At 62.9% G+C, this 20,695-nt stretch carries 18 protein-coding genes and 2 pseudogenes; 11 read left to right on the forward strand and 9 right to left on the reverse strand.

What is annotated here, in order from left to right; genetic code table 11:
- The first annotated feature begins 20 nt into the window (after positions 1–20).
- Both FRZ40_RS32855 and FRZ40_RS32860 read left to right on the forward strand, forming a co-directional pair.
- A complete protein-coding gene (locus tag FRZ40_RS32855; RefSeq protein ID WP_147236997.1) occupies positions 21–323 on the forward strand; it encodes a hypothetical protein in 303 nt (100 codons plus the stop codon).
- 209 nt (positions 324–532) lie between these two features.
- A complete protein-coding gene (locus FRZ40_RS32860; protein WP_028366581.1) occupies positions 533–853 on the forward strand; it encodes a DUF1840 domain-containing protein in 321 nt (106 codons plus the stop codon).
- A 23-nt stretch (positions 854–876) separates the two neighbouring features.
- On the opposite strand, the gene FRZ40_RS32865 is transcribed toward FRZ40_RS32860, so the two are convergent.
- On the reverse strand, positions 877–1,323 hold the full coding sequence (locus tag FRZ40_RS32865) for a universal stress protein (protein ID WP_028366580.1): 447 nt from the start codon (positions 1,321–1,323) through the stop codon (positions 877–879).
- Positions 1,324–1,341: 18 nt separating this feature from the next.
- Positions 1,342–1,527, reverse strand: a complete 186-nt coding sequence (locus FRZ40_RS32870) for a hypothetical protein (RefSeq protein WP_147236998.1) — start codon at positions 1,525–1,527, stop codon at positions 1,342–1,344.
- A gap of 309 nt (positions 1,528–1,836) precedes the next feature.
- Here FRZ40_RS32870 and FRZ40_RS32875 point away from each other — a divergent pair, with 309 nt between their 5' ends.
- From FRZ40_RS32875 to FRZ40_RS44565, 3 genes are all read left to right on the forward strand, one after another.
- Positions 1,837–2,439 carry a Phasin protein gene (locus FRZ40_RS32875; protein WP_240057413.1) on the forward strand — a complete coding sequence of 201 codons (603 nt, stop codon included), beginning with the start codon at positions 1,837–1,839 and terminating at the stop codon, positions 2,437–2,439.
- Between the two features lie 190 nt (positions 2,440–2,629).
- Entirely contained in the window at positions 2,630–3,373 is a 744-nt protein-coding gene (gene phbB, locus FRZ40_RS32880) for an acetoacetyl-CoA reductase (protein ID WP_147236999.1), read from the forward strand.
- Positions 3,374–3,670: 297 nt separating this feature from the next.
- The gene (locus FRZ40_RS44565; RefSeq protein WP_167528733.1) at positions 3,671–3,829 is read left to right on the forward strand and encodes a hypothetical protein; all 159 of its coding nucleotides are present in this window, start codon (positions 3,671–3,673) and stop codon (positions 3,827–3,829) included.
- A gap of 20 nt (positions 3,830–3,849) precedes the next feature.
- Here the strand turns inward: FRZ40_RS44565 and FRZ40_RS32885 are convergent, their stop codons facing one another.
- Positions 3,850–5,097, reverse strand: a complete 1,248-nt coding sequence (locus FRZ40_RS32885) for a LysR family transcriptional regulator (protein ID WP_028366575.1) — start codon at positions 5,095–5,097, stop codon at positions 3,850–3,852.
- Between the two features lie 49 nt (positions 5,098–5,146).
- Positions 5,147–5,848, reverse strand: a complete 702-nt coding sequence (locus FRZ40_RS32890; protein ID WP_147237000.1) for a GntR family transcriptional regulator — start codon at positions 5,846–5,848, stop codon at positions 5,147–5,149.
- Between the two features lie 547 nt (positions 5,849–6,395).
- Between FRZ40_RS32890 and FRZ40_RS32895 the strand changes: the two genes are divergently transcribed.
- The 3 genes and pseudogenes from FRZ40_RS32895 (at position 6,396) to surE (ending at position 9,979) form a co-directional block, all read left to right on the forward strand.
- A complete protein-coding gene (locus FRZ40_RS32895; protein WP_147237001.1) occupies positions 6,396–7,739 on the forward strand; it encodes an MFS transporter in 1,344 nt (447 codons plus the stop codon).
- A 109-nt stretch (positions 7,740–7,848) separates the two neighbouring features.
- Positions 7,849–9,068 (forward strand): annotated as a pseudogene (locus FRZ40_RS32900) (porin).
- Positions 9,069–9,193: 125 nt separating this feature from the next.
- A complete protein-coding gene (gene surE / locus FRZ40_RS32905; RefSeq protein WP_147237002.1) occupies positions 9,194–9,979 on the forward strand; it encodes a 5'/3'-nucleotidase SurE in 786 nt (261 codons plus the stop codon).
- 91 nt (positions 9,980–10,070) lie between these two features.
- Here surE and gntR read toward each other — a convergent pair whose 3' ends face one another.
- Entirely contained in the window at positions 10,071–11,099 is a 1,029-nt protein-coding gene (gene gntR / locus FRZ40_RS32910; RefSeq protein WP_028366570.1) for an HTH-type transcriptional regulator GntR, read from the reverse strand.
- A gap of 146 nt (positions 11,100–11,245) precedes the next feature.
- Between gntR and FRZ40_RS32915 the strand changes: the two genes are divergently transcribed.
- The 3 genes from FRZ40_RS32915 to FRZ40_RS32925 all read left to right on the forward strand — a co-directional run bounded on the left by FRZ40_RS32915 (position 11,246) and on the right by FRZ40_RS32925 (position 14,541).
- Positions 11,246–11,788 carry a gluconokinase gene (locus FRZ40_RS32915; protein ID WP_028366569.1) on the forward strand — a complete coding sequence of 181 codons (543 nt, stop codon included), beginning with the start codon at positions 11,246–11,248 and terminating at the stop codon, positions 11,786–11,788.
- Between the two features lie 70 nt (positions 11,789–11,858).
- The gene (locus tag FRZ40_RS32920; protein ID WP_147237003.1) at positions 11,859–13,208 is read left to right on the forward strand and encodes an MFS transporter; all 1,350 of its coding nucleotides are present in this window, start codon (positions 11,859–11,861) and stop codon (positions 13,206–13,208) included.
- Between the two features lie 103 nt (positions 13,209–13,311).
- Complete coding sequence (locus tag FRZ40_RS32925) at positions 13,312–14,541, forward strand: porin (protein WP_147237004.1); 1,230 nt, start codon at positions 13,312–13,314, stop codon at positions 14,539–14,541.
- 138 nt (positions 14,542–14,679) lie between these two features.
- Here the strand turns inward: FRZ40_RS32925 and FRZ40_RS32930 are convergent.
- The 4 genes and pseudogenes from FRZ40_RS32930 to FRZ40_RS32945 form a co-directional block, all read right to left on the reverse strand.
- Positions 14,680–15,635: pseudogene (locus FRZ40_RS32930) on the reverse strand (D-2-hydroxyacid dehydrogenase).
- A gap of 40 nt (positions 15,636–15,675) precedes the next feature.
- Positions 15,676–17,664 carry a transketolase gene (tkt, locus tag FRZ40_RS32935; RefSeq protein ID WP_147237005.1) on the reverse strand — a complete coding sequence of 663 codons (1,989 nt, stop codon included), beginning with the start codon at positions 17,662–17,664 and terminating at the stop codon, positions 15,676–15,678.
- A 106-nt stretch (positions 17,665–17,770) separates the two neighbouring features.
- Complete coding sequence (locus tag FRZ40_RS32940) at positions 17,771–19,630, reverse strand: TRAP transporter large permease (RefSeq protein WP_147238480.1); 1,860 nt, start codon at positions 19,628–19,630, stop codon at positions 17,771–17,773.
- 5 nt (positions 19,631–19,635) lie between these two features.
- Positions 19,636–20,679: a TRAP transporter substrate-binding protein gene (locus FRZ40_RS32945; protein WP_028366563.1), complete on the reverse strand. Its 1,044-nt coding sequence runs from the start codon at positions 20,677–20,679 to the stop codon at positions 19,636–19,638.
- Between the last annotated feature and the right edge of the window lie 16 nt (positions 20,680–20,695).

Here is a 20,695-nt window from a genome sequence, read left to right on the forward strand (position 1 = left end):
TTCGTGTCCGATCAGGGCGAATGGACGAATTGCGTGGCAAAGCAGCCGTTGATCGAGGCTTGCGCTGCCTCAAGCCGGGTGGCCTGCATGCCGACATCCTGTGTATGGATATGGATCATGTACAGGCGCTGTTTCAATCCGCGCACGAAACCGCAAAAACCATCGCCAAGGCGCGCGGCTGGCGTGACAGAACGAATCCTTCGCTATACGACCGTATCTTCTATGCGCTGCTGGCCAATCATCTGGACGAAGCGGAAGCGGAGCACGACGAGCGGGATCAGGACGATCAGGGTTGTCGCGATTCAACGGACGAAGGCTGTTGAAGCGGGAAAACCACTTTCGCCACAATGGATCACAATATGATATAAAATGGAAGTGAGCCTTCGGGCGGCTGCAGCATGAGCGGGACGGCGCTAACGATGCAGGCGGAAATCATCGCGCTGCAATTCCAACTACCTCCGTGAAGGAACGAGCGTTTTCCCCGGGGACGCAACCGCTACGAAGGCCCTGAATTCACTACAGGGGAGTTGCCTTGCTCGTCACCTTCCAGTCACCGGCCACGCCGGACGTCATCATGCTCCGCGACCTCGCGCAATATCTGCTGGGGTTGATCGGCAAGCGGCTCGACAATCGGGGCGTCATTGCCCGCGACGATTTACCCGAAGCGATACGCCGTCTCGAAGCCGCTATCGTCGACGACAAGCAGACGGCCGCTGCATATGAAGCGGCCAAGGCGTCCAGCGCCGGACATCATCAGCATCAGCACGCGGGTTTCTCGCAGCGCGCATGGCCTTTCCTCGACATGCTGCGCGAAGCGCGCAGACAAAACGCGGACATTCTTTGGGGACTGTGATTCAAGGTTCGACGCCTGCCCGCTCAGGGCACGGTGTCGGGTGAAACCTCGAAGAGAATGCCGCAACCCACGCGGTCGAGCAGTTGCGCATGACGCTCGCCCGTCCACCAGCGCGCGAAGGGTCCGAGATGATGATGCCCGATGACGATCAGATCGGCGCGCAGCCGGTCGGCCATCGTCGCGATGCGGTCAACGGGATCGCCCACGCAGAAATGTCCCGTCGCGCTGATGCCGCACGCGGATAGCCGCTCGATACCGTCGTTCAATACTTCGCGTGCCGCCTGCTCGTCGATGTCGAATGCCATCGACGAAAGCACGTCGTAGCCACTCGACCACCACGATGAATCGACCACGGAAAGCAGATGCGTTTGCGCATCGAGCTGCTTTGCGAGCGATGCGCCGCAGCGCAATGCGCGACGGCCTTCTGACGTGCCGTCATAGCAGAGCAGGATGCGTTTGAACGGAATCACAGCGGTACCCGATGCCGCTCACGTAATGAGCGGAACAGCCTCGATCAGCGCAATGCCGAGCAATGCGCCGATTGCAGCGCCGATCAGCTTCGGATGCCATCGTTCGAGATGCACGGCAGTCAACAGACTGCCGACGAGAATCACGCCAAGCAGCGTGAACGAACCGACGAGAAAAGCGATTTCGAAATCGCTATTGATGACCATGATGTCGTCTCCCTGATGGGTACATCCGCTGCATCCTCTATTTCAATTATATATCACAACGTGATGTAAAAGAGCGATCGGGATCGCTGCGTAGGAGCGTCGCGCGACGGAAAATTTGCCTTCGACGCCCCCGTTTCGACCATCCCGACCGGCCGGTCGTCGACACGAATCGTCCCAACATGTAGAAAAGCGGGACGACAACCCAGGGTAACTACCGACATAAGACTGTTCAAAAATTGTCAAATGATGTGTTTAGAATGATGGTTCTAATGGTGCTTTGCACAAACAATGCTTTGTGCTCGAACGTCCATGCTATTTGCATCGCGCAGCGCGGCCCGCTGTGCAGGTCGCAATGAGCTAATTAGTAAGACTAACGGAGTCGCGTCAATGAACACTCGGAATTCCGCAGGTGTCATTTCGGCGTGGGAGCCCGGTATTTCCGCTCTCTACGCGTGGGCCAATCCCGTCGTTCGGGAGGCGCAATCGGTTGCGGTACTCAATCTGCATATGATTAACCAGCTGAACGGCGAAATGCTGAAAACCATGAGCATGCTCGGTAGTGCTCGCAACCCGGTTGAGTGGCCCGCGATCCAATGGAGCGCGGCCAACGGGATCGCCACGCTCGTTGCCGGATACGGCAATGAACTGGGCTGCATCGTTTCGCGGCTGAATGGAGCGCTTCAGGAAGTTGGACAAACACAAGCGAAAAAGAACGACATCCATGTGCGCTCCGTCGTCGACGCAATGAAGAGCCGCACGCATGCGGCCGCGTCCGCAGTGACTTCGGCGGTGGCGACGGCGCTGTCCGCTGCGCCCGCTTCCGAAGCGCTCGCACGACAGCAAACCGAAGACGCGATCGCGCGCGCCGCAAGCGCTGCCGGTACGCGTCCCCACAAAGCGGTTGTCGATTAATCACCTTAAGCACAGGTATACGCCGGATCATCTACCGACACGCGACGTCGCAGGGAATCGCGAAACGCGCATGCCGCAGTGAGCGGCGAAGACAAAGGATCAGTCGGGGAGACCAGTCAACGGCTGCATTTGCGAACCAGCTTGTTGACCATTGGGAAGATTCGCATTGAACGACTGATAGGTGTAAAGGATGACTAATCGAATTGCTGTGGTAACGGGTGGCATGGGCGGTCTTGGCGAGGCCATCAGTATCCGTTTGCACGACGCCGGCTACCGTGTCGTGGTGACGTGTTCGCCCGGCAACACGTGCAGCGACGACTGGCTTGCTTCGATGGAAGCGGCCGGCCGCTCGTTCTATGCGTATCACGTCGACGTCGCCGACTACGACTCATGCCATGAATGTGTCGCGAAGATCACGGCAGAGATCGGTCCCATCGACATCCTCGTGAACAATGCGGGCATTACGCGCGACATGACACTGCGCAAGCTCGACAAGGTGAACTGGGACGCCGTGATGCGCACGAATCTCGACTCCATCTTCAATATGACAAAGCCTGTCTGCGAAATGATGGTGGAGCGCGGTTGGGGACGAGTGGTCAATATCTCTTCGGTGAACGGCTCGAAGGGATCGGTCGGGCAGACCAACTATGCGGCCGCGAAAGCGGGCATGCACGGCTTCACGAAGTCGCTCGCGCTCGAAGTGGCGCGCAAGGGCGTGACCGTCAACACGATTTCACCCGGCTATCTGGCAACGAAGATGGTGACGGCGATTCCGCAGGATATCCTCGACACGAAAATCCTGCCGCAGATTCCCGCCGGCCGTCTTGGCAAGCCGGAGGAAGTGGCGGCGCTGGTCACATTCCTGTGTTCCGACGACGCCGGCTTCATCACGGGCGCGAACCTGGCCGTGAACGGCGGCCAGCATATGAACTGATCTTGTATCGACAATAACAAGGGCTCGCTCATGCCCGTCGGGAAGACGGCGCCAGGGCCCGACAAGGAAGAAGTGGTGGAGACAAAACAACAGCTTTATCAATGCCGGTGCACGAATCAGGTTGTCGTCGTGAACCGGACTTTCGGTCCGCGTACGCCTGCGGATCGCGATGCTGGCCGATATCGCGAACTGGTTTTCGAACAGTGCATGCACGCCGGCAGTTGTCCGAAGGCCGGCCAGTGCCCGCTCTGAAAACCGCGCACGATGCGGCAAGCGTAGTTGCTACAGGGGATGGCAATGAACGAAACATGGATTGGTCTTGTGCTGGGGGGATCCGTGCTGTTGATTGCGTTGCTGTCGATGGTGCAGCACTACCGTCGCGAGCGGTTGCGCGCGGAGTTGCTGAAGAATCTCGATCACCATAGCTGGTGCCGCTTCTCGCGCGCACGACGTTGACGTTCTGAACAGAGGCCGATCTACGCTGCAGCGATGTTGATGGTGCGCGCGACGTCGACGACGGCGAGCCGTATCGCGTCAATCAACGCGCGCGCAGCGGGAGACGGTGTGCCCGCTGCGCGCAACGTCAGGCCGATATCGCGCCGCGTGTTGTGCAGCTTTACATCGAGCACGGCCAGTTCGCCCGACTGACATTCATAGTGCAACTGCTGCGTGGACAGTGCCGCAAGCATGTCCGTGCCGAGCAGCAAGCCGCGGATTACCGCGAGGTCCGCGGTCTCGACCGACGGCATCGGCGGCTTCAGCTTAACGCGTTTGAATTGCGCCTCGAACAGGCCGCGTGCGGGCGCGTGACTGCGCGGCACGATCCATTGCACGTCCTGCAGATCGGCGACTGTCAGACCTCGTTCGTTTGCGAGCGGGTGCGTGCGGCGCGCGAGCACGACCATATCTTCCGACATCAGGCGCTCGTTCATCAGACCGCTCGACGCATCGTTCTCGCGCAACGCGCCGAGAATGAAATCGATATCGCCTGCACGCAGTCCCGCCACCAGCGTTTCATACGCGCTCTCATCGGTGATGATGCGCACGCCCGGATGCTTCGCGCTCATGCTCGCGATCGCCTTCGGCAGGATCAGCGTGCGGCCGAGCGGCAGCGCGCCCACGGTCACTGCGCCCTGAATGTAGCCGTGCAATGCGGCGATATCGTCGGGTACGTGACGCAGTTCGTTCAACGCGCGGCGCACGTGTAGCAGAAATGTTTCGCCCTCCGTCGTCAGCAGAATGCCGCGCGGGCTGCGGTGGAACAGTTGCAGTCCCGAACCGCTTTCGAGTACGCGTATCGCGGTGCTCACAGCGGGCTGGCTGATGCCGAACGCCTTCGCCGCACTGGGCATATGCCGATGGCGCGCGAGCGCGGCAAACAGTTGCAGTCGGCGCGTATTGAGCAGATACGCAGGCAATGAACCTTCCGCAGCGGGACGTCGGCGCGCCTGACGCGCGGCGCACCATCGCGCGAGTTCTTCGAGTTCGGCGAAGAGCCGTTCGCAGCGATGCAGCACGGCGCGGCCGACGGGCGTCGGCAACATGCCTGAAGGCTTGCGGTCGAAGAGCGGTTCGCCGAGCGCCGCTTCGAGTTCCTGCACGGAACGCGTCACAGCCGACTGCGCGCGAAACAACGCGGACGCGGCGCGCGTCGCGCTGCCCGTATCGGCAACGAGCTTGAAGGCGCGCAACTGCGCAATGTTGAGAAAGTCTTTGCTGCTCACGGAATAGCCCGTAGGGAAGTGCGAATGGCAGGAATCGACAGTGTCGTCTTCATGCCGCGCCCGCGATCAGATGCAGCGCGGGCAGCGACAGGTTGAGGCTTTCCTTCGATATGTGCGTGTGTTCCTTCATCAGCGCTTCGACGCGCGCGCCTTCGCCGTTGACGAGCGCGCCGACGATCGCATGATGCTGGCGGTGCGCGTACATGAGCATGGCGAATTGACGCTCGCGCGCGGATTCGTCGAAGGCGATCGTCGACGGCGCGACGAACGGGATTTTGTCGTTGAGGCTCAAGGCGGCGTTGATCGCGGCGTTCTGTGCGGCGTCGACGATGAGCGCATGGAAGCGTCCGTTCATTTCCGCGTAACGCACGTCGTCGCCTTCCTTCAATGCGCCGGCGTTGAAAATGTCGTCGCCTTCATGCAGGCATGCGTTCAGCGAAGTAGCCAGCGCAGCCGATACGCCGCTTTCCGCGACCATGCGCGCCGCAAGACCTTCCAGCACGCCGCGTACGTCGATTGCATTCAATACGTCGCGCACGCTGAAACGTCGAACGACGTAGCCACGCGCGCCCGATCGCTCGAGCAGGGCTTCGCTTGCCAGCACGCTCAGTGCGTAGCGCAGCGGCGTGCGGGATACGCCCAGCCACTGCGCGAGCTGCGCTTCGACGAGGCGCTGGCCGGGCGCCAGTTCGCCCGACAGAATCTTCTCGCGCAGCGTCTGCACAATTGCTTGCTGTGTTGTCTCGTTCATATGTTTCTACTCATTGGCTGGTCAGTATAGCGGCGCTCGCCTGCGCATCACAACGCTTCTAAAGCGGATTGCGACTTGCCTCGCTTGCCATCTGTTCTGTTTATCGGCACCTGTGTGCGCGCGATCAGCGACGGACGCTTCGAACCGTGCGCCGGGATACCAAAGTGCTTGATCTGTCTTGGAGTCAGCATGGGCAAGTCGCACCTGACCATCCCCTGGAACCCTGTCTTACCGAATTTTTCCGGGTTGGCATGTGGTTAACCCGCACTACCTGACAAGCACCTTGCGTCTATATCGTTGTATCCCAAGTTAGCCGCAAGTCCAAGGATCCTGAAGACGCGCGGCCGATCTGTTTGGCGCGCGAGCGCTGCGCATCGTGAAGTGACGGAAGACATCGAAATGTTCTTCAACGACCACGCAAATAGCTGCTTATTCGATTGCTGCGAGCGACGCCGCTGATCTTCTTTTAGTCGCTTTTCTCTTCGACACAACGAGACTCCGGGTTCGTCGGAAACCCGGAGCAGGGCACCTGTTTTCCGGAGACTTTATGCAACCCGCAGAATCAGTCGACATCAAGGCGTTCATCGACGCACGCAAGGTGTCGGCGTACCAGTGGCTCGTGCTTTTTTTGTGCTTCTGGATCGTCACGATGGACGGGCTCGACACGGCTGTGATGGGCTTCGTTGCGCCCGTCATCATGCACGACTGGAGCGTGAGCCGCGCCGCGTTCGGTCCCGTGATGAGCGCCGCGATGGTCGGCCTTGCGGTGGGCGCACTGGTCGCCGGCCCGATGGCGGACCGCGTCGGACGCAAGAAGGTGCTGATCGGCTCCGTATTCTGCTTTGGCTTCTTCAGCCTGCTGTGCGCATTTGCAGAGACGCCCACGTCGCTTGTCATGCTGCGCTTTCTCACGGGCCTCGGTCTCGGCGCCGCGATGCCCAACTCGACGACGCTGCTGTCCGAGTACGTGCCCTCGCGCAGCCGTTCGCTGCTGCTGACGATCATGTTCACGGGCTTCAATTTCGGCTCGGGTGCGGGCGGCTTCGTCGCCGCGTGGCTGATTCCGAATCTGGGCTGGCGGTCCGTGTTCATGTTCGGCGGCATTCTGCCCATTCTCAGTGTGCCGCTGCTGGTCTGGTTGCTGCCCGAGTCCGCGCGTCTGATGCTGGTGCGCAAGGTGGTCGCGCAGCGCATTGCGCGCACGCTGGGACGCGTGTGCGGACACCGCTTCGGCGAAGACGTGCGCTTCACCGCGCCGGAGCCTGTCGTCGCTGCGAAAGCGCCTGTCCGCATGCTGTTCGCGGACGGTTACGCAATGAGCACGCTGATGCTGTGGGTCACTTATTTCATGGGCCTGCTGATCATCTATCTGTTGACGGGTTGGCTGCCGACGCTCATCAAGGACGCCGGCCTCCCCGTCGAACGCGCTGCCGCGATCACGGGCATGTTCCAGCTTGGCGGCACGATCGGCGCAGTGGCCGTCGGCTTCGCAATGGACCGCATGGACCGCAACGCGGTGATCGGCACAGCGTATCTGCTCGGCGGCGTCTTCATCTTCGCGCTCGGCATGGGCACGCTGAAGTCCGACATGCTGCCTGTGCTCGTCGCGTGCGCGGGCTTCTTCATGAGCGGCGCGCAGACGGGCCTCAATGCGCTTGCGCCGAGCTGTTACCCGACGCGTGCCCGTGCGACGGGCGTCAGCTGGATGCTGGGCTTTGGCCGGCTCGGCGGCATTCTCGGTTCGCTCGTGGGCGGTGCATTGCTCTCGCTGGGCTTCAGCTTTGCGGCCGTGTTTTCGGTGCTCGCCGTGCCCGCCGTGATCGCGGCCTTCGCGATCGTGATGAACCGTGTCGCGTTGCGCTTCATCACGAGCCCTGTCGCGGATGCATGAAACGCGCGCCATTCATGCCGTGCCCGGCTCGAGCGACTGGAGAACATTGCGCCCGATCCACTAAAAGAATCCAAACAGCAGTAAAACCAGGAAGATGGAGGTCAGAAGAATGAAGAGGAGTACCAGCAGCGCAAAGGCAGTCGTGATCGGGGCTGCCCTCGTCGGCAGCGTGCCGGCATTCGCGCAAAGCAGCGTGACGCTGTACGGCATCGTCGATAACGGGCTGGCCTATCAGAGCAGCTCGACCTCGCTCGGCTCGACGAGTGGCGGTCACTCTGTCGTCAAGATGACGCCGGGCGTGTGGGCGGGCAGCCGCTTCGGCCTGAAGGGGGAGAAGATCTCGGCGGCGGCACCAAGGCGATCTTCCAGCTCGAGTCGGGCTTGAACTCGGGGACGGGCGCGGCGCAGTACACCAACGCACTGTTCGGCCGCCTTGCGTATGTCGGTGTGACGAACGCCAGCTACGGTACGTTCACGGCGGGCCGTCAATACGCTTCGTATTACCAGCTGCTGTCGCCGTATAGCCCGACTACGTGGATCACGGGCTTCTATGGCGCTCACCCTGGCGATATCGACGGACTCGACACGATCTACCGCGCGAACAATACGCTCGAATACACGTCGCCGAAGCTGTACGGCTTGACGGTGAGCGGCTCATACTCGCTCGGCGGCGTGGCGGGCAGCGTGAATCAGGGTTCGACGTGGACGGGAGCGGTCCAGTATGCGATGGGTCCGATCGGCCTCGCAGTCGGTTTCTCGCGCATCAACAACTCGACGTCGGGCGGCGGCGCGTGGGGCTCGGATTCGACCACGACGAACGGCGGCTCGCAGGTCGGCGTGTCCGCGTTGACGAACGGCTATCAGACGGCCCGCGCGCAGCAGCGCTTTGCGGTGGGCGGCGGCTATACGTTCAACAGCGCGTGGGACGTCACGGCGACGTACTCGAACGTCCAGTACATCCCTGGCATCAACTCGAAGTTCACCGACACGGCGATCTTCAATACGGGCGGTGTCGTACTGCACTGGAAGCCGGCTGTGGTGTGGGACTTCGCGGCAGGCTACAGCTATACGCGTGCTACGCGCGCGAACGGCATTACGGATAGCGCGTCGTATCAGCAGTTCAACCTCTCGCAGTACTACTCGCTGTCGAAGCGGACCGGCCTCTATGCGCTCGAAGCGTATCAGCGCGCGAACGGCAAGACGCTCGGCACGAACGGCGCGGGTCAGATCATCGACGCGACTGCGAGCATCGGCGACGGCTTCAATTCGACGCCGGCATCGTCGGCGAGTCAGTTCGCGTTTGGTCTGGGCATCATCCACCGCTTCTGACGCAACCTGCAGCGCCCGTTGATTTCGGTTCGGTCGACGACGGGTGCTTGCCTGCCCGTATGGACAAGCGAAAACGTCGCTGTGTGGTAGCGTAGCGGATCCGTCCGCTACGCTTATCGCACATCATGTCCGCATCCCCTCGCAAAGTCCCGCGCGTTCTGCTGACCAACGACGACGGTATCGACGCACCCGGCCTCGCCGTACTCGAAGCCGTGGCCGCCGAACTCGCCGAAGAAGTGTGGGTCGTCGCGCCCGAGCACGATCAGAGCGGCACTTCACATTCGATCAGCCTGCATTCGCCGCTGCGCGTGAGCCGCCAGGGCGAGCGCCGTTTCGGCGTAGTCGGTACGCCGGGCGATTGCGTCGTGATGGCCGTGCGCCATCTGATGCGCGATATGCCGCCGACGCTCGTGCTGTCCGGCATCAATCGCGGCGGCAACCTCGGTGTCGAGACGATGTTCTCCGGCACGGTCGGCGCGGCCATGACGGGGCTGCTGCTCGGCTTGCCGTCGATCGCGCTCAGCCAGACATTCCGCGACCGCGAGAACGTGCGCTGGGACACGGCGCGCGCGCTCGCACCCGGCGTGATTCGCGAGCTGTTCGCCATCGAGCACGAAGCGCCCGTTTGCCTCAACGTGAATTTCCCCGATATCGATGCATCGGCGGCGGGGCCGTTGACGCCGACGAAGCAGGGCGTGGGTCTCGTCGAGGGCATCGACGTGTTGCCGCATGTCGATCCGCGCGGGCTCGAATATCACTGGCTGCGGTTCCAGCGCGGCCCGCGCGAGAATGCGCCCGACAGCGAAACGGCAGTGGTGGCGTCGGGACGTGTGTCGGTGACGCCGCTTTACTTCGATCGTACGGACGAGGCTACGTTTGCGAAGCTCGCGGCGTCGTTGGGCGGGGCGTAAAGCGCTGAAAACCCCTTGCGCCGCGCATCAAACACGCAGCGCAACGCACCACGCTCAACGCTGGCGTCAAAAAGTACGTAGTCGTTGAGCGTCAGGCACTCTCCCGCACGACCAGCTCGTAGCCGAGATCGACGACGGGTGATGGGACGGGCTTATTGTCGATCATCGACAGCAGCAGGTTAGACGCCACCCGGCCGACCTCCGCTCGCGGCGTGCGAACCGTCGTGAGTCTCGGCACGCAATCCGCGGCCCCTGCCAGATCGTTGAAGCCGACTATCGCAACCTGGTCTGGAACCTGGATGCCTTGACGGCGCGCCTCGAATAGCGCGCCTTGGGCGAGATCGTCGTTGCCGAAAAAGATGCCGTCGACATCCGGCCGTCGCTGTAGCAACTGGCGAAACAGATCACATCCAAGCCCGATGGACGACGGCGCGGGCGTAAGTATCTCGAGGTCGGCGTCGTACAGTCCTTTGCGCCGCAGTGCCTCACGAAAGCCTTCCCCGCGCTGCATCATCCGTGAATCGAGCTGTGCCGCGACAAATGCATTGTGCCGGCATCCTCGCGCTACCAGATGATCGGCAACTGCTTCACCAGCCCGTGCCTGCGAGAAGCCGACGCAGTGCACGCCTTCGGCTTTTTCGAGTTCCATGATGTGCACGCAGGGCACGCCGCTCGCCTCGATCAGGCGACGCGCGCTTTCCGTCCGGTCGAAGCCGGTTACGATGAGCCCGCTCGGCGGAGCGGCAAGGTAGTGGCGGATCAGGTCTTCTTCCGCATTGCGCGAATAATGCGAATTTCCGATCAGGATTTCGTAACCGCGTGGACGCAGCACGCTATGAATCGATTCGAGCACGTCGACGAACACCGAATTCGACAGAGAGGGAATCACGACAGCCACCGTGCCGCTGCGCGACGACGCGAGTGCGCGTGCCGCGGGGTTCGCGACGTAGTTCAGTTCTGCCGCCGCGGCCTTTACCCGTCGCACGTATTCCGGTCCGACGGAATCTACGCCGCGCAGGACGCGCGACGCCGTAATCGAGCTTACGCCGGCCAGTTCGGCGACGGCGTCGAGCGTCGGCCGGCCGGTGCTTCGGGTTTTCCTGAGTGTTGGAGCTGTCATGATCGTTTTAGGATAGCGCTGTCTTGAGGGCTGCGCAACAGGGCTCGATCATCGGTATCCGGAACCGGGTATCGATTGACCGCCAGATTCGCGTCCCTTATTTTTTGCGTTTTTGAGACAGCGCTGTCTCACACGAGGAGGTGCATATGATCGAGCACATTTCATCGCTGGTCGTCATGGGTGTCGCGGGTTGCGGCAAAAGCAGTGTCGCTCAGGCGCTGGCCGCGAGGCTCGGCGGTGTGCTGATCGAAGGCGACGCCTTTCATCCGGCAGCGAATGTCGACAAGATGCAGCGCGGCATCCCGCTGACCGACGAGGATCGGGCGGGCTGGCTCGACCGGTTGTCGGAGGAAATCGAACGGGTGGCCAGTCGCGGGGAGCGCGCGGTGCTCGCCTGTTCGGCTCTCAGACAGCGCTATCGCAACCGTCTGCGCGCCGCGACGTCGTCACTGGGATTCGTGTTTCTCGATCTGCCGCAACCGGAAGCGCTGCGTCGCGTGGCGCAGCGCGAGAGCCATTTCATGCCGGCGTCGCTCGTCGAAAGCCAGTTCGCCACGCTGGAGCGGCCCGTTTTCGAGCCGTTGACGCTGACCGTCGACGGCACACGTCCGCTTGCCAGCATCGTCGGGGAGGCGGCAGCGTGGTGCGGGAGCACGTGCATTCCGTCTGAATTTTTGCAGCCTGCATGAGACAGCGCTGTCTCGACAAATTGAGTCAGCCGGACGGCTGGCTACAGGGATATTTCTAAAGGAGACCAAGTTGGCAAACACATCGGAAACTTCGGGGCAACGCGTCCCCAACAGGCGTTGGGCGATCGGCCTGCTGTTGGGCATTGGCGTGCTCATCAACTATTTCGACCGGATCAACCTGTCGGTGGCGGCGCCCCAGTTGAAGGAGGCGTTCAACCTGTCGCCCGCCGATATGGGCCTGCTGTTCAGCGCATTTTTCTGGCCCTACGCGTTGCTGCAGGTGCCGGCGGGTCTCTTCCTCGACCGTTTCGGCGTGACGCGCGTCGGCCGGTGGGGCGCATTCCTGTGGGGCCTGGCGTCCGCCATCACGGTGTTCGCCAGCGGCTTCGGCGGCGTGTTCGCGGCGCGCGCGGTGCTCGGCATCGCGGAAGCGCCCGGCTTTCCCGTCAGCTCGAAAGCGACGGGCTACTGGTTCCCGCGCAAGGAGCGCGCGCTGGCGACGGCCATCTTCGATGCCGCGGCCAAGTTCTCCAATGTGATCGGCGTACCGCTGGTTGCGGTCGTCGTGGTGAACGCCGGCTGGCGCTGGGGATTCGGCGTGACCGCGCTGCTGAGCTTTGCGTACTTCGTCGCGTTTCTGCTCATCTATCGCGATCCGAGCAAGGACAACAAGCTCTCGTCCGCTGAACTCGACTACATCCAGAAGGGCGGTGCGACGCCTGAAGGCACGTCGAGCGCGAGCGTGTTCGGCATGCTCGGTTATCTGCTGACCAAGACCAAGGTCTGGGGTTTGACGATCGGCTTTGCCGCATACGGCTACTCCTTCTATCTGTTCCTGACCTGGCTGCCGGGCTATCTGGTGCAGACGATGCACATGAGCATCCTGAAGTCAGCAGGGTTTGCCGCGATTCCGTGGGCCGTGGCCACGGTGACCGATCTCGTCGTCGGCGGCTGGCTGATCGATCACCTGATTGCGCGCGGCAAGGACGAGACGCGCGTGCGCAAAGCCGTGCTCGTGACGGGGATGCTGTTCGGTCTCGCGGTATTCGGCGCGACGCAGACGGTCAATCCCGGCTGGGCGATCTTCTGGATCTCGATTGCGCTTGGCGGTCTCGCGGCCGCGGCGCCTGTGGGCTGGTCGTTGCCGTCGCTGATTGCCCCGAAGGGCGGCGTGGGCACCGTCGGCGGCATCATGAACTTCGCCAACAACCTGATGGGTGTGGCCGCACCCATCGTGACGGGCTTCATCGTCGGCGCGACGAATTCGTTCGCCAACGCGTTCCTGGTTGCAGGCGTCATCCTCGCCGTCGGCATCGTGTCGTTCGTGTTCGTGATGGGGCGCATCGAGGCGATTCCCGAGCCGACCGGCCACGACGCCGATGCTCGCGCCGCGTCGAAAACGTCGACGCCGGCGGGCTGATTGGCGCCAGGCAGGTGCGAGGCGAGCGTCTCGCACCGCTGCAAAGCAAAATCAGAATAACGAATCAATAACAGCCTCAAAGAGGCATCTGGAGAACATCACAATGAAAAAAAACCGTCAACGACGCCTGATCAGTCTCGCAGCCGTCGCTTCCGTTGCGACGGCTGCTCACGCACCCGCATTCGCGCAAAACAGCGTGACGCTGTACGGCATCGTCGATAACGGTATCGGTTATCAGTCGAGCTCGACGACGCTGGGGTCGACGTCGGGTGGTCACTCGGCGTTCAAGATGATCACGGGCGTGTGGGCGGGCAGCCGCTTCGGTCTGAAGGGCGCTGAAGATCTGGGCGGCGGCACGAAGGCGATTTTCACGTTGGAAGAGGGCTTTAGCGCCAACAGCGGCGCGATGTCGACGAACAACCTGATGTTCAGCCGCCAGGCGTTCGTCGGCGTGACGAATCCCACGTACGGTTCGCTGACTGCGGGCCGTCAGTATGCGTCGTACTACCAGCTGCTCTCGCCGTACAGCCCGACGACGTGGCTCACCGGCTTCTATGGCGCGCATCCGGGCGACGTGGACGGCCTCGATACGATCTATCGCGCGAACAGCACACTGCTGTATATGTCGCCGTCGCTGCATGGCTTCAAGTTCAGCGGCTCCTATTCGTTTGCGGGCGTGCCGGGCAGCGTGAACCAGGGCTCGACCTGGAGTACGGCGGTCCAGTATCAGCAAGGCCCCGTCGGCGTTGCGGTTGGTTTCTCACGCATCAATAATTCCACGGCGGGTGGCGGGGCATTCGGCACCGACTCGACGACCTCGAATGCAGGGGCGCAAACGGGGGTGTCGGCCGTGACGAACGGTTACCGTACGGCGCAGGCGCAGCAGCGCTTCGCAGTCGGTGCGGGCTACACATTCAACAGCCAGTTCGATATCACGGCGACGTATACGAACGTGCAGTACATCCCGGGTGCGGGATCGTCGTTCCGCAACGAGGCAATCTGGAACACGGGCGGTATCGTGCTGCACTGGAAGCCGGCCGCGGCATGGGACTTCGCGACGGGCTACAGCTATACGCGTGCAACGAAGTCCAACGGTATAACGAGCAGCGCGCAGTATCAGCAGTTCAACCTCTCGGAATACTACGCGCTGTCCAAGCGTACCGGGCTGTATGCGTTGCAGGCATATCAGCGTGCCAATGGCCAGACGCTCGGCAATGGCGGTGCGGGCAACATCATCAATGCGACGGCGACACTGGGCGATGGTTTTAACTCGACCCCTTCGTCATCGCGCAGCATGGTTGGTGCAGGCGTGGGTATCGTGCATCGGTTCTGACATCACTGACGTATTCAACGCATGACAGGGCGCCGCAGATTGCGGCGCCTTTTTTTGCAATACTGGATTGGATGCCGGCCATCATCCCGGCGAACAACGCGTCGAGTGTGCTGGTTCCCGTGAAATTCGCGCACCGCCTCACACGACAACATTCACGGGCGTGCCGCCCACGAAGTTCGCAATGTTGTTCATCAATTGATCTGCGAGTGCCTGTTGCGCTTCATCGGAAGCCCACGCGACGTGCGGAGTCACGATCACATTCGGGCGTTGCGCGATCTTCATCAGCGGGTTGTCGTCGGCGGGGGCTCGCCCGACAGCACGTCGAACCCGATACCGCCAATCAAACCTTCGTCGAGCGCGCGCACGAGCGACGCTTCATCGACGAGTCCGCCACGCGCCGTGTTGATGATGAGCGGCTTGCGCTTCATCTTGCGAAACTCGGGCATCGCGAGCATGCCGCGCGTTTGCGGCGTGAGCGGGCTGTGTATCGTGATGATGTCGCTGGTCGCGAGTACGTCGTCCCACGGCGTGTAAAGCGGGCCGAGCCCGTCGCGGCCCTTGTGCGCGGCGAACAGCGGCCGCATGCCGAACGCTTTCGCGATCTCAGCGACACGCTGGCCGAGCACGCCTTCGCCGATGATGCCGAGCGTCATGCCGCCCAGATCGTGTATCGCGTGATTGAAGAAGCAGAACTGGCCTGACTTCTGCCATTCGCCCTTCAGCACATCATCGCGATAGGCGATCAGGTTGCGGCGCAGCGCGAGCATCAACGCGAACGTGTGCTCGGGCACCGTGTTCACCGCATAGCCGCGAATGTTCGACACCTTGATGCCGTGCCGCTCGCACGCTTCCTTGTCCACGCAATCCGTGCCCGTCGCGGCGACGGCAACGAGCTTGAGCGTCGGCACTTGCGCGATCACATCGGCGGTGAGCGGCACCTTGTTGGTGATCGCGATGGTCGCGCCGTCCAGGCGAGCGGCGACCTGATCGGGCTGCGTGTGATCGTACTCGACCAGTTCGTGTTCGAAGGCGGGACGTGTGAGCTTGATCTGAGGTGCGAGCGTCGCGCGGTCGAGAAAAACGATCTTCTGCATGCTGAGTCCTGTTGAGCGTAATGAGCGTGGGGGAAACGGATCAGAGACGGCGTTTTGCTTCAGCGACGATATGCGCTGGCGTGATGCCGAAGTGTTCGTACAGCGCGTCGGCAGGCCCGGATGCGCCGAATCCCGTCATGCCGACAAAGCCGCCGCGTTCGCCGAGATAGCGGTCCCAGCCGAAACGCAGGGCCGCTTCGACGCCGATCCGCACGGTGTCGGCGCCGAGCACCGCCTGACGATACGCGCGGTCCTGTTCGTCGAACAGTTCCCAGCAGGGCAGCGACACGACAGCGGTTGGGATGCCTTCCTGTTGCAGACGCTCGCGCGCCGCAACGGCCAGCGCGACTTCGGAACCCGTCGCCAGCAGCGTGACGAGACGCTTGCCGCCTTCGGCTTCGGCGAGCACGTAGCCGCCTCGCGCACAGAGGTTGTCGGTGCCGTGCCGCGTGCGCACGAGCGGCAGCGTCTGGCGCGCGAACACCATCGTGCTGGGCCCGCTGCGGTGCTCATACGCGAGCGCCCAGCACTCGGCGGCTTCGACGGCATCGGCGGGACGGAACACCTGCATATTCGGCATCGCGCGCAGCGACGCGAGAATCTCCACAGGCTGATGCGTCGGCCCGTTCTTGCCGACGCCAATCGAATCGTGGCTGAACACGAACTTCACGGGCAGGCCCATCAGCGCGGCCATGCGCATCGCGGGCCGTTCGTAGTCGGAGAACGCGAGGTACGTGACCGCGAGCGGTATCACGCCGCCATGTGCCGCCATGCCGTTCGCCATCGCGCCCATGACATGCTCGCGCACGCCGCAATGCACATAGGCGCCGCTATGGTCTTCGGCCGTGAACGCATGCAGGCTGAGCTTGTGGCTCGTCGGCGCTTCGAGATCCGCGCAGCCGACCATGCGCTCGGGCAACTGCGCGAGCAGATCGTTGATCTCGGCGGAAATCATGATGCCCGCCTGGCCTTCGCCCTTTTCGACGGCGTTCTTCTTGTAGTCTTCCAGCACGCGCTGCCAGCCCGCGGGCAACTCGCCTGCCTGGATGCGCTTGAATTCGGCGCGTGCATCGTCGGGTAGCGCGGCAAGGCGTTCATGCCACGCGAGATAGTCGCGTTCGTTGCGCCGTCCGGCGGCGCGCCATTCGTCGAGCACGCCGCGCGGAATCTCGAACGGTGCATGCGGCCAGCCGAGTTCGCTGCGCGCCGCATCGGCGTCGGCGTCGAACAGCTTGCCGCTGTGCCCGCCGCGCTGCCCTTGCAGGCGCGCGATGCCGCGCGCGATCACAGTGCGGCACGCGAGCATCGACGGGCGCGGGTCGCGTTTCGCTTCGGCCAGCGCAGCGGCGACCGCTTCGATGTCGTGTCCGTCGACTTCGATCACATGCCAGCCCGCGACGCGAAAACGCTCGCTGACGTCCTCGCTGATCGAAAGCGACGTGCTGCCGTCATCGGTGATGCGATTGTCGTCCCAGCAGAGAATCAGCTTGCCGAGCTTCAGATGCCCCGCGAGCGAAATCATTTCCTGACCGACGCCTTCCTGAAGACACCCGTCGCCGACGAACGCATACGTGTAGTGGTTCACGATGCCGTCGCCGAATTTCGCATTCAGATACGCTTCCGCGACGGCCATGCCGAACGCGTTCGCGATGCCTTGTCCGAGCGGCCCCGTCGTCACTTCGATGCCTGCCGCCGTATCGAACTCCGGGTGCCCTTCGCAATGCGAGCCCATTTCGCGGAAGCTCTTGATCTGATCGATGCCGAACTGCGCGTAGCCCGTCAGATGCAGCAGCGCGTAGAGCAGCATCGAGCCATGTCCGTTCGACAACACGAAGCGGTCGCGGTCGGGCCATTGCGGATCGGCGGGATTGAACTTCATGTGCTGCGTGAACAGCGCCGTCGCAATTTCGGCCATGCCGAGCGGCACGCCCTGATGGCCTTCGCCGGCGCGCACGATGGCATCGATGGCAAGAAAGCGGATCGCGTTGGCGATCGGACGCGTTGCGCGCAACGGCGTGAGTGCGGACATGACTTCTCCTTGCCGCTGCGCCCGTCAGGCGGCGGCTATCGTGAGGTTTGGTGGTGAGGGAAGCGCGCTGCGTCGGCGGACAGACGCAGCGCAATGCGTCAACGCGTCAGTGCAGGAACCCGATCGAGATCCAGGGCACGGCAGCGACCACGATCAGGCCGACGATGAGCGCGATGATGTAGCCGATGATTGGCTTCATGCCCTCGTCAGGGTGGATGCGGCTCACCGCGCACGCCGAGTAGTAGCCGACGCCGAACGGCGGCGCGAACAGGCCGACGCCCATCGAGAGAATCACGACCATCGCGTAGTGCACGTCGTGAATGCCCATCTGCCGCGCGATCGGGAACATCAGCGGGCCGAACAGCACGATCGCGGGTATGCCTTCGAGCACGCTGCCGAGCACGATGAAGACGAGCACGGAAGCTGCCATGAACATCGCGGCGCCGCCGGGCAGCGCGGCCAGGGTCTTCGCAAGCTGACCGGAGAAACCCGATTGCGTGAGCGCCCAGGCCATGCCCGTCGCCGCGCCGATGATCAGCAGGATCGCGCCGGAGAGCGCCGCCGTGTCGATCAGCATCGGCTTGAGGCGCGCCCATTCGAAGCGGCGATAGATCAGGAGGCCTGCCAGCACCGCATACGCGATGCCGATCGTCGACACTTCCGTCGCCGTCGCGACACCTTCGACGACGGCGAGGCGGATCACGAACGGCAGCGCGAGCGCGGGCACGGCAATCGCGAGCTTGCGGACCACTTCGCCGCGTGTCGCGCGGCGCACGCCCGACAGATCGTCGTTGCGATAGCGCCACCAGACGACGGCGCACAGCGTGATCGCGAGCACGATGCCGGGCAGCATGCCGCCCGTGAAGAGCGCGGAGATCGACACGCCCGTCACTGAGCCGAGCGTGATCAGCACGAGGCTCGGCGGAATCGTCTCGGTCTGCGCGCCCGTTGCGGCGAGCAGCGCGACGAGGTCGCCGGGTTTCGCGCCGCGTGCCTTCATCTCGGGGAACAGCACGGGCGCGATGGCGGCCATGTCGGCGGCCTTCGAGCCGGAAATGCCCGACACCAGGTACATCGTGCCGACCAGCACGTACGACAGACCACCGCGCACGTGACCGAGGAGGCTCGCGAGGAAGGCGATCATCGCGTTGGCCATGCCCGTCATCTCGATCAGCTGACCGAGGAACACGAACAGCGGAACCGACAGCAGGATCAGATGCGACATGCCTTCGTCCATCCGCCCGACGACCACGCTGAGCGGCGTGCTCGTCGTGAGCGCGAGATAGCCGAAGGTCGCGAGCCCGAACGAGAACGCGATGGGCACGCCCGACAGCACGCACAGCGCGACGAGGCCGACGAAGAAGATCAGCAGGTTCACGTTGCCCAGATCGTGCAGCAGCGGGCCCACCGCGACGAAGCCGCCTGCGATCGCCGCCACCAGCGCGAGTGCCGCGACCGTCATCTGCCAGTTGGCCGTGCGGACCAGCCGCAGACACGCGACGGCCAGCATCAGCGAGCAGCCGACGGGCAGCGCCGCCGCGCGCCATGTGTTCGAGATTTCGAGCGCAGGCGTCGTGATGAAGCCTTCGTCCTGCGCGAACTCGACGGCGGGTCCGATTACCAGCACGAGAAAAGCGAGCGGCGCGGCGATGGCGACGACATCGAGAAACGCGCGCACGGCGGGCGATGCCTTGCCGACGAGCGCTGTCATCCGCATATGCTCGCCGCGCCGCAAAGCGACCACGGCGCCGAGCATCGCGAGCCAGAGGAACAGCATCGACGCGAGTTCATCGGACCAGACGAGCGGCGTGTGCAGCAGATAGCGGCTCGTCACGCCCGCGAGCAGCACGAAGATTTCCGCGACCACCAGCAGCGCGGCCGGAATCTCCACGATATACGCGAGCACATTGTCGATCACGCTGACGATACGGCGCGGCGACGGATGAGGGAAAGTAATCGTGTGCATGGTGTTCATACCAGTTTTCCGACGTACTTTTCGAGCAGACTCCAGCCCTGGTCGCCATATTTGGATTTCCAGTCGCTGTAGAAGCTGGTCTTACGCAATGCATCGCGGAACGCCTGGCGATCCACATCGACGACGTTGATGCCCTTCGCTTTGAGGTCGTTGCGCAGCGTGCCGTTGAGCCTGGCGATGTCCGCGCGTTGCAGCATGCCTGCCGCTTCGAATTCGCGTGTGACGATGGTGCGCATGTCGGCGGGCAGCTTTTCCCATGCACGTCGATTGCCGAGAATCCAGTAGCCGTCCCACACATGCGACGTGAGGCTGATCGACTTCTGCACTTCATACAGCTTGGCCGTCGCGATGATGGGCAGCGCGTTCTCCTGTCCCTCGACGACGCCCGTTTGCAGCGCCGAATACAGCTCGTTGAAGTTGATGGGGGCAGGGCCCGCATCGAGCGCCTTGAAGAGCGACGTGAGCATCGGCGCCTGCGGCACGCGGATCTTGAAGCCCTTCAGATCGGCCGGCTGCTTGATGACGCGCGTTGAGGAGCTGACCTGGCGAAAACCGTTGTCCCACGGACGCGACACCGTGACAATGCCCGTCTTCTCGATCTGCGCGCGGATATACGCGCCGAGGTCGCCGTCCATCGCTTTCCAGACGGTGTCGTAGTCGGGAAACGCGAAGCCCGTGTTGACGATGCCCGCTGCGGGCGCGAGCGTCGCGAGAATCGACGATGCCTGGTTGAAGAACTCGACACCGCCGCTTCTCACCTGCGACAGCAGATCGGTATCGGAGCCGAGCTGGTTCGCAGGGAAGACCTTGATGTCCAGCTTGCCGTTGGTGGCCGAGCGAATCTTGTCGCAGGCCTGTTGCGCGCGAATGTTGACCGGGTGCGTCGGGTCCTGGCCCGTCGCGAGCTTGTACGAGAAGTCGGCGGCCGATGCGCGTCGGATCGACAAGCCCCACAGAGGCGCGGCGGCGGCGACGCTCGCGCCCGCTTTCAGAAAGGTGCGCCGGTCGATGCCGCTGCGGATGGTCGAGCGGTTGCTCATGATGTGCTCCTCCAAT

The sequence above is a fragment of the Paraburkholderia azotifigens genome (genome assembly GCF_007995085.1).
In the GTDB taxonomy this organism is placed as follows: Bacteria; Pseudomonadota; Gammaproteobacteria; order Burkholderiales; family Burkholderiaceae; genus Paraburkholderia; species Paraburkholderia azotifigens.